This window comes from Roseburia sp. 1XD42-34 (genome assembly GCF_009917385.1).
Classification (GTDB): Bacteria; Bacillota; Bacilli; order Bacillales; family Amphibacillaceae; genus Virgibacillus.
Map to the genome: position 1 here is coordinate 1 of NZ_QWLJ01000093.1, position 1,007 is coordinate 1,007.

At 51.6% G+C, this 1,007-nt stretch carries 9 tRNA genes; all 9 read right to left on the reverse strand.

From position 1 onward, the window contains the following. Positions 1 to 78: 78 nt before the first annotated feature. A tRNA-Ala gene (locus D1839_RS20155) sits at positions 79 to 154 on the reverse strand. Positions 155 to 164: 10 nt separating this feature from the next. Beyond that, positions 165 to 241 (reverse strand) — tRNA-Pro (locus D1839_RS20160). Between the two features lie 5 nt (positions 242 to 246). Then, positions 247 to 323: transfer RNA gene (locus D1839_RS20165), tRNA-Arg, on the reverse strand. Between the two features lie 3 nt (positions 324 to 326). Then, a tRNA-Leu gene (locus tag D1839_RS20170) sits at positions 327 to 415 on the reverse strand. Between the two features lie 6 nt (positions 416 to 421). Continuing rightward, positions 422 to 496 (reverse strand) — tRNA-Gly (locus D1839_RS20175). A gap of 23 nt (positions 497 to 519) precedes the next feature. Continuing rightward, positions 520 to 604, reverse strand: a tRNA-Leu gene (locus tag D1839_RS20180). Positions 605 to 613: 9 nt separating this feature from the next. Then, positions 614 to 689 (reverse strand) — tRNA-Lys (locus tag D1839_RS20185). A 40-nt stretch (positions 690 to 729) separates the two neighbouring features. Beyond that, positions 730 to 805, reverse strand: a tRNA-Thr gene (locus D1839_RS20190). Between the two features lie 2 nt (positions 806 to 807). Continuing rightward, positions 808 to 883, reverse strand: a tRNA-Val gene (locus D1839_RS20195). Positions 884 to 1,007 lie beyond the last annotated feature (124 nt).

Below are 1,007 nucleotides of genomic sequence, written 5' to 3' on the forward strand. Positions count from 1 at the left end.
TTTTTTATAAGAAAAACAGAGATTGCTTTTCTTGACATACTGGTTGTTTTGTTCAGTTTTCAAAGAGCAAATTTGTTTTGGTGGAGCCTAGCGGGATCGAACCGCTGACCTCCTGCGTGCAAGGCAGGCGCTCTCCCAGCTGAGCTAAGGCCCCGTCTATAAAGTGGTCGGGAAGACAGGATTTGAACCTGCGACCCCATGGTCCCAAACCATGTGCTCTACCAAGCTGAGCTACTTCCCGTATAATGGCGCGCCCGAGAGGAGTCGAACCCCTAACCTTTTGATCCGTAGTCAAACGCTCTATCCAATTGAGCTACGGGCGCACATGGTGCCGAGGGCCGGACTCGAACCGGCACGGTAGAAACCTACCGCAGGATTTTAAGTCCTGTGCGTCTGCCAATTCCGCCACCCCGGCTTGGCTTGGAGCGGAAGACGGGATTCGAACCCGCGACCCCCACCTTGGCAAGGTGGTGTTCTACCACTGAACTACTTCCGCATAAAGACCAAACTCTTAGTTTATGGTGCGGGTGGAGGGAGTTGAACCCCCACGTCCGAAGACACTAGATCCTAAGTCTAGCGCGTCTGCCAATTCCGCCACACCCGCAAAAACAAATGGTGAGCCATGGAGGATTCGAACCTCCGACCCTCTGATTAAAAGTCAGATGCTCTACCGACTGAGCTAATGGCTCGTATATTCTTTCATTCGAGACTTATGGTATATAACGTCAATGGTGCCGGCCAGAGGACTTGAACCCCCAACCTACTGATTACAAGTCAGTTGCTCTACCAATTGAGCTAGGCCGGCAATGGTGGAGGATGCAGGGCTCGAACCTGCGACCCCTTGCTTGTAAGGCAAGTGCTCTCCCAGCTGAGCTAATCCTCCAACGTACGCAATCGTAATTCGTTACAAATATCATTGAATTAAATAATTTATTGCCTGGCGGCGTCCTACTCTTGCAGGGGCAAAGCCCCAACTACCATCGGCGCTGGAGAGCTTAACTTCTGTG